Annotated in this window: 9 protein-coding genes; 7 read left to right on the forward strand and 2 right to left on the reverse strand. The window is 75.0% G+C overall.

What is annotated here, in order from left to right; all coding sequences use genetic code 11:
* A partial coding sequence (locus AC0CYZ_RS28085) for a zinc-binding dehydrogenase (protein ID WP_472221400.1) occupies positions 1-433 on the forward strand: 433 nt, incomplete at its 5' end.
* Position 434: 1 nt separating this feature from the next.
* Here the strand turns inward: AC0CYZ_RS28085 and AC0CYZ_RS28090 are convergent.
* A complete protein-coding gene (locus AC0CYZ_RS28090; protein ID WP_472221406.1) occupies positions 435-653 on the reverse strand; it encodes a DUF5703 family protein in 219 nt (72 codons plus the stop codon).
* Between the two features lie 94 nt (positions 654-747).
* Positions 748-1,755 carry an aldo/keto reductase gene (locus tag AC0CYZ_RS28095; RefSeq protein ID WP_472221401.1) on the reverse strand — a complete coding sequence of 336 codons (1,008 nt, stop codon included), beginning with the start codon at positions 1,753-1,755 and terminating at the stop codon, positions 748-750.
* Between the two features lie 118 nt (positions 1,756-1,873).
* Here AC0CYZ_RS28095 and AC0CYZ_RS28100 point away from each other — a divergent pair, with 118 nt between their 5' ends.
* From AC0CYZ_RS28100 to AC0CYZ_RS28125, 6 genes are all read left to right on the forward strand, one after another.
* A complete protein-coding gene (locus AC0CYZ_RS28100) occupies positions 1,874-2,704 on the forward strand; it encodes an undecaprenyl-diphosphate phosphatase (RefSeq protein ID WP_472221402.1) in 831 nt (276 codons plus the stop codon).
* Between the two features lie 20 nt (positions 2,705-2,724).
* Complete coding sequence (locus tag AC0CYZ_RS28105; protein ID WP_472221403.1) at positions 2,725-3,456, forward strand: histidine phosphatase family protein; 732 nt, start codon at positions 2,725-2,727, stop codon at positions 3,454-3,456.
* A 70-nt stretch (positions 3,457-3,526) separates the two neighbouring features.
* Positions 3,527-4,096: a DUF3090 domain-containing protein gene (locus AC0CYZ_RS28110; protein ID WP_472221404.1), complete on the forward strand. Its 570-nt coding sequence runs from the start codon at positions 3,527-3,529 to the stop codon at positions 4,094-4,096.
* Positions 4,097-4,182: 86 nt separating this feature from the next.
* Complete coding sequence (locus AC0CYZ_RS28115; protein ID WP_472221407.1) at positions 4,183-4,983, forward strand: SCO1664 family protein; 801 nt, start codon at positions 4,183-4,185, stop codon at positions 4,981-4,983.
* Positions 4,984-5,120: 137 nt separating this feature from the next.
* Complete coding sequence (locus AC0CYZ_RS28120; protein ID WP_472221405.1) at positions 5,121-5,945, forward strand: MBL fold metallo-hydrolase; 825 nt, start codon at positions 5,121-5,123, stop codon at positions 5,943-5,945.
* A gap of 84 nt (positions 5,946-6,029) precedes the next feature.
* A complete protein-coding gene (locus tag AC0CYZ_RS28125; RefSeq protein ID WP_472221408.1) occupies positions 6,030-7,292 on the forward strand; it encodes an MFS transporter in 1,263 nt (420 codons plus the stop codon).
* Positions 7,293-7,377 lie beyond the last annotated feature (85 nt).

Consider the following 7,377-nt stretch of genomic DNA (forward strand, 5'->3'; position numbering starts at 1 on the left):
CGCGCACGAGGTGATCGTGCTGGACGGCCCCGTCGGCGACATCCTGGTCCCGGCCGTGAAGGACCTGACCGGCGGGCGGGGCGCCGACGTCGTCTACGACCCGGTCGGCGGCGACACCTTCGACGCCTCTCGCCGGGTGACCGCCTGGGAGGGGCGCCTGCTCGTCATCGGCTTCGCCGGCGGCCGGATCGCGGACGCCCCGACCAACCACGCGCTCGTGAAGAACTACGACGTCGTGGGGGTGCACTGGGCGGCCTACCGCGCGCGGGCGCCGGAGCTGGTGTCGGCGTGGCAGCGCCAGCTCGAGGCGCTCTGGGCGCGGCGGCTCATCGACCCGCTGGTGGGGGCCGAGTACGCGCTGGCCGACCTCCCCGACGCGCTGGACGCCATCGCGACCCGCACGACGACGGGGCGCGTGGTCGTCACGCCGTAGGTCAGACCCCGACGGCGCCCAGCGACGCGCGGGAGAGGCGGCGGCGCAGCCACACCTTGCGGGTGCCGTCGGCGAAGAGCAGCGTCCGGGCGAGCTCCCAGCCGCCGAACTGCGAGCGCAGGCCCAGCTCGGTCGTCGCCGAGAGCCGCGAGACGTCCGGGGGCAGGCGGACCGGCTGGTACTCCCAGTCACCCTCGACCACGCCGGGCTCGAGGGTCACCTCGGCGGGCACGGGTCGCTTCGCGTCACTCACGCGCAACCTCCTGGTCGCTGTCCGTCGACCACCGTACGTCGTCGGCCCCGCCACGTCAGGGCTACGTCCAGGGGGCGGGCTCGTCGTCGATCATCACCCCGTCGGGCCCCGGGGCGCCCGCGGGGACGGCTACCAGACCGGCCGAGGAGACGTCGTCGAGGGCACCGCGGATCGCCGGCGGGAGCGTCAGGTCCTCGGCCGCGAGGGAGCCGAGCAGCTGGGCGCCGTCGCGGGCGCCGACCACCGGCGCCACCACGCCGGGCCGGTCGCGCACCCACGCCAGGGCGACGGCGAGCGGGGACGTCCCGAGCCCGTGGGCGGCGGTGACGACGGCCTGGACGATCCGCGCGGCCCGGTCGGTGCGGTGGCGCCCGACGTAGGGCCCGAGGTGGGCCGAGGCGCCGCGGGAGTCGTGGGGCGTGCCGTCCCGGTACTTGCCGGTGAGCACCCCGCGCCCGAGCGGGCCCCAGGGCAGCAGGCCCATGCCGTGGTACGAGTCGGCGGGCAGCACCTCGTCCTCGACGCCGCGCTCGAGCAGCGAGTACTCCGACTGCACGCTGACCAGGGGCAGCCCCGCGGACCGGGCCGCCGCCGCGACCTGCCAGCCGGCGTAGTTCGCGACGCCCGCGTAGCGGACCCGCCCGGAGGAGACGGCGAGGTCGATCGCCGAGAGGGTCTCGTCGAGCGGGACGTCGGGGTCCCAGGCGTGGAGCTGCCAGAGGTCGACGTAGTCGGTGCCCATCCGTTCCAGCGAGGCGTCGAGCGAGCCGAGCAGCGAGGACCGGGACGCCCCGCCGCCGAACGGGCCGTCCTCGCGGCGGGCCCCGGCCTTCGTCGCGAGCACGACCTCGGTGCGCGGGATGACGTCGGCGAAGAGGCCGCCGAGGATCGCCTCCGCCTCGCCGTCGGCGTAGACGTCCGCGGTGTCGACCAGGGTGCCGCCCGCGTCGAGGAAAGCCAGCAGCGAGGCACCGGCCTCGTCCGCATCGGTGTCGCGACCCCAGGTCATCGTGCCGAGCGCGAGCCGGGACACCCGTAGCCCGCTGGCACCCAGGCGTCGCTGTTCCACGGCCTCGCAGGATAGGGGGCGCCCCCGCCCCCGCTGCGGACGCCGGGCCGGGACCGCGTCGCGACACCGGCGCGACCGAGACGTTCCGGGCATCCGTTACGGTTCGGGACCCGTGCAGATGAGCTGGCTGGAAGCGATCGTCCTCGGACTCGTCCAGGGGTTGACCGAGTTCCTGCCGATCTCGTCGTCGGCCCACCTGCGGATCGTCGCCGGGGTCTTCTTCGACAACGACGCCGGGGCCGCGTTCACCGCGGTCACCCAGCTCGGGACCGAGGCCGCCGTCCTCATCTACTTCTGGTCGGACATCTGGCGACTGCTGACGGCGTGGGTGCGCGGGATCGCGCACCGCGAGACGCGCGGGCTGGACTACCGCCTGGCCTGGTACGTGATCATCGGGACGCTCCCGATCAGCATCCTCGGGGTGCTGTTCAAGGACGCGATCGAGGGGCCGGCCCGCAACCTGTGGCTGATCGGGACCTCGCTGGTGGTCTTCGGCGTGGTCCTGGGAGCGGCCGAGAAGTACGGCCGGCAGCGGCGCCCCGTCGAGGACCTGACGCTGCGCGACGGCGTGATCATGGGTTGCGCGCAGGCGTTGGCCCTGCTGCCCGGCGTGTCCCGCTCGGGCGGCACGGTCTCGGCCGGGCTCTTCCTCGGCCTGCAGCGCCCGGCCGCGGTCCGCTTCAGCTTCCTGCTCGCCATTCCGGCCGTCACCGCGGCCGGCCTGTTCTCGCTGCCCGACATCGCCGACACCTCGGGCCCTGGCGCCCAGCCCTCCGCCGCGCAGATGGTGGTGGCCACGCTCGTCGCGTTCGCCGTCGGCTACGCCTCGATCGCCTGGCTGCTGCGCTACGTCGAGCAGCACACCGTCTACCTCTTCGTCTGGTACCGGGTGATCCTCGGCCTGCTCGTGCTGCTCGCCGTCTCGGGCGGCGTGATCGCCGCCGTCTGACGCGGTTAGGGTGGGCGGACGTGACCACGGTGATCCTCCTGCGACACGGTCGTTCGACCGCGAACGTGTCCGGCGTCCTGGCCGGCCGCTCCGCCGGGGTCGGCCTCGACGACCACGGGCGCACGCAGGCGACGGGGCTGGTCGACCGGCTGGCCGCCCTCCCGCTGGCTGCCGTCGTCCGGTCCCCGCTGCAGCGCTGCGAGGAGACCGTCGCCCCGCTGCTCGAGGCGCGCGGGCTGACCGCCGACGTGGAGGACGACCTCTCGGAGGTCGACTACGGCGACTGGACCGGCAAGACGCTCGGCGAGCTGGGCAAGGAGGACCTCTGGAAGGTCGTCCAGGCCCACCCGTCCGCGGCGGTGTTCCCGGGCGGCGAGGGCCTGGCGCACATGCAGCACCGCAGCGTGGCGGCCGTCCGCCGGCACGCCGCGCGCATCACCGAGGAGCACGGCCCGAAGGCGCTGTGGGTGGTGTGCAGCCACGGCGACGTGATCAAGTCGGTGATCGCCGACGCGCTCGGACTGCACCTCGACTCGTTCCAGCGCATCTCCGTCGACCCCTGCTCGATCAGTGTGATCAGCTACACCCCGACCCGCCCGTTCGTCGTGCGGGTCAACGACACCGGCGGGGACCTGTCCTCGCTGGTCCCGAAGCCCGACGAGGAGAAGGCGGACGGGGAGCAGGGGAGTGGCGACGAGGTGGCCGACCCAGGCGCCGACGCGGTGGTCGGCGGGTCCACCGGCGTAAACTGACCGCCAGTCCTGTCCCGTCCGGGAGCCCGCGCACCTCCCGGCCCGACCAGCACGACATGATCGAGGGGCCATGCCCAGGGTGATCCACGTCTTCCGCCAACCGGACCGGTTCGTCGCCGGGACGGTCGGCGAACCCGGCGACCGCTCGTTCTACCTGCAGGCCACCGAATCGGCCCGCCGCGTGTCGGTCCTGCTCGAGAAGGCGCAGGTCTCGGTCCTCTCCGAGCGCATCGGGACGCTGCTCGAGGAGGTCTCGCGCCGCTTCGGCGCCGACGTCCCGCCCACCACCCCGGAGAACGAGGTCGACACCTCGCCGCTCGAGGTCCCCGTCGAGGAGGAGTTCCGCGTCGGGACCATGGGTCTCGGCTGGGACGCCGAGTCGAAGAGCGTCGTCGTCGAGCTGCTCGCGGTCACCGAGGAGGAGGTCGACGAGTCGGTCGTGCTCGACGACACCGACGAGGGTCCGGACGCCCTGCGCGTGTTCCTCTCCCCGGAGCGGGCCCGCGCCTTCGCCACCCGGGCAGAGCGGGTCGTCTCCGCCGGCCGCCGCCTCTGCCCCCTGTGCACCCAGCCCCTGGACGCCGCCGGCCACGTGTGCCCGCGGCAGAACGGGTTCCGTCGGGTCGCCGCGGAGCCGTGAGAAGGGTATCGACTGCAGGAGTGACCAGTCCCGGGAAGCACGACGAGACGGACGACGGCAGGGACGACACCGACGCCGTGGCCCGTATGACCGTCGACCAGGTCGAGGACCTGCTGCGGCGCGGCACCCTCGAGGTCCAGGGGCGCATCACCGAGGCGTCCAACACGACGCTGCTGTGCTCGGTGACCCTCGACGCCGTCGAGGGCCTGTGCGTCTACAAGCCGGTCCGCGGCGAGCGGCCGCTGTGGGACTTCCCCGACGGCACGCTCGCCGGCCGCGAGGTCGCCACCTACCTGCTCAGCAAGGCCTCCGGCTTCGGCGTCGTGCCCCCGACGGTGCACCGCGATGGCCCCTTCGGGCCGGGCATGGTCCAGCGCTGGATCGACGTCGACGAGGAGCGCGAGCTGGTCGACATCGTCGCGCCCAAGCGGGTGGCCCCCGGGTGGCGCACCGTGCTGCGGGCCCGTGGGCACGACGGCGAGCCGGCGCTGCTCGTGCACGCCGACGACCCCGCGCTGCGGGCCATGGCCGCCCTCGACGTCGTCGCGAACAACGCCGACCGCAAGGGCGGGCACGTGCTCGCGGGCGCCGACGGCGGCGTCTACGGCGTCGACCACGGCATCTGCCTGCACCAGGAGACCAAGCTGCGCACCGTGCTGTGGGGCTGGGTCGGCGAGGAGCTCGACGACGAGGTCACCGCGGGCCTGCAGCGGTTGCGCGCGGCGCTCGCGCCCGGCAACGCCGCCGCGCTCGGGGACGCGCTGGGCGAGCACATCACGCGCGCCGAGGTGAGGGCGGTGCGCTCGCGGGTCGACCGGCTGCTGCACGCGAACGAGCTCCCGTCGCCGTCGGGCGGCTGGCCGCCGATCCCCTGGCCCGCGTTCTGACCCCGCCCCGCTCCGGGGAGCCCGCACCCCCGGACTTCCGTCACCGGCTCGACTCCGACCTGCTCTCCCCGCTCGGGGCGCTGCGGCTGTGGTGGTCCTACCCGCGGGACGAGGTCGCGCGCCGCGACGCGGTGGGCGTGCCGGTCGACGCCGCGGCGCCGCTGCCCGAACCGGCGGCCGGGACGCTCGGGATCACGTGGCTGGGCCACGCGTCCGCGCTGCTGTGGGTCGACGGCGTCACGGTGCTCGTCGACCCCGTCCTCTCGTCCGGCATCCCCGGCGCCGCCCGCCGCCTGACCCCGCCGGGGCGCACCGTCGAGCAGCTGCCCCACCTCGACGCGGTGCTGCTGAGCCACGACCACTACGACCACCTCGACGTCCGCACCCTCGGGCGCCTCTCGCGTCGCACGCGGGTGCTCGCCGGGCTCAACACCGGCCCGTTCCTGCGCGCCCGCGGGTTCACCGACGTCACCGAGCTCGACTGGTGGGAGTCGGTGACCCTGCCGGGCCGGTCCGGCCCGGTGTCGGTCGAGTTCGTGCCGGCGCGGCACTGGTCGCGCCGGACCGCGACCGACACCTGCCGGCGGCTCTGGGGTGGCTGGGTGGTGACGGGCGCCGACGGCCGCGCGGTCTACCACGCCGGCGACACCGCCACCGGGCCCTTCCTGCACCGCATCGCCGGCCGGCACCGGCGGCTCGAGATCGCGGCACTCCCGGTCGGGGCCTACCGCCCGCGGTCCCTGCTGCGCACCGTCCACATGGACCCGACGGAGGCCGTGCGGGCCGCCGAGACCCTGCGGGCCCGCCGGATGGTGCCGGTGCACTGGGGCACGTTCGTGCTCTCCGGCGAGCCGGTGCTCGAGCCGATCGAGCAGACCCGCCGGGAGTGGCGGCGCACCGGGCGCGACCGCGCCGACCTGTGGGACCTGCCGATCGGGGGCTCTCGGGTGCTGGGCCCGTGACCGCGCGGCCCTCGCCGGCGCGAGGGGAGCTCCCGGGCGGGTAGATCGACCCGATCCTCCCCTCGCGTAGGCTTCCGGCAAGTGATGCGGCTGTTCGTGTGGGGAACCGCGATCGTCGCGTACGTCCTCGCGGTGGTGGGGCGCTCGGCGCTCGCGTCGACCGGGGTGACGGCGGCCCAGCGCTTCGGGGTGTCGGCGGCGACGCTGTCGCTGCTCGCGGTGCTCTCGCTGGCCGTCTACGCGGCGCTCCAGATCCCCGCGGGCGTGCTCGTCGACCGCTTCGGCGCCCGGCGGCTCATCGCCGGCGGCGCGGTGCTCGTCGCGGTCGGTCAGGCGGTGCTCGCCCTGGCCCCGTCGTTCCCGGTCGCGGTGTGCGGGCGGATCCTCGCGGGCGCCGGCGACGCCGTGACGTTCGTGAGCATCCTGCGCCTGGTCCCGACCTGGTTCGCGCCCCCACGGGTGCCGCTGGTCAACCAGCTCTCGGGCATCATCGGCCAGCTCGGGCAGGCGGTGTCGGCGGTCCCGCTGGCGGCCCTCGTCGTGAGCGACGGCTGGACGGCGGCCTACCTGTCGGCCGCCGGGGTGACGGGTCTGGTGGCGGCGACGGCGGCGCTGGTGCTGCGCGACGGGCCCGAGGGCAGCCGGCACGCCGCCCCGGCCGAGGCTCCGCACCAGGCCGGGTTGGCCGAGGTCGTGGGCTCACCCGGGACCAGGCTGGCGTTCTGGTGCCATTTCGCCTCGCCGTTCTCGGGGAACGTGTTCGGACTCCTGTGGGGCTTCCCGTTCCTCGTGGCGGCCGAGCGGGTCCCGGGGGAGGTGGCCCGGTTCCTCGTGAGCGGCGTCGTCGTCGTCAACGTCCTCATCGGGCCGCTGTTCGGGCTGGTGTCCGGACGGTTCCCGCACCGGCGGGTGGCGCTGATCGCGGGCTCCGTCGTCGCGCAGGTGCTGCTGTGGTGCGTCGTGCTGGCGTGGCCCGGGACGGTGCCGTGGCCGGTGCTCGTCGTGCTCGTGGTGGTCTTGGGCAGCGGGGGGTCGGCGTCGCTGGTGGCCTTCGACGTCGCCCGCGCGGCGGTCGCGCCCTCCCAGGTGGGGCGGGCCTCCGGAGTGGTGAACGTCGGGGGGTTCACGTCGTCGCTGCTGGTGGTGGCGCTGGTCGGGGTGCTCCTCGACCTGCAGGGCGCGGGTGCTCCCGCGGACTGGACGGCGCCGACGTTCCGCGTGGCGATGGCGGTGCACGTCCCGGTGGCGCTGCTCGGGCTGGTCGGGATGGGCCTGGCGGCCCGCCGGGTCCGACGGGTGGCCGATCCCGGAGCGGCCCCGCCGCGCCGGGCCGTCGTGGGGTCCTAGCAGAGGGCGGGACCACGACGCGGCGCTCCACCTGCGCGTTGCGCGCACACTCCAGCAGCCGGAGCGCTCGGTGCTGCACGAACCG

This window comes from Actinomycetospora sp. (assembly GCF_055612215.1).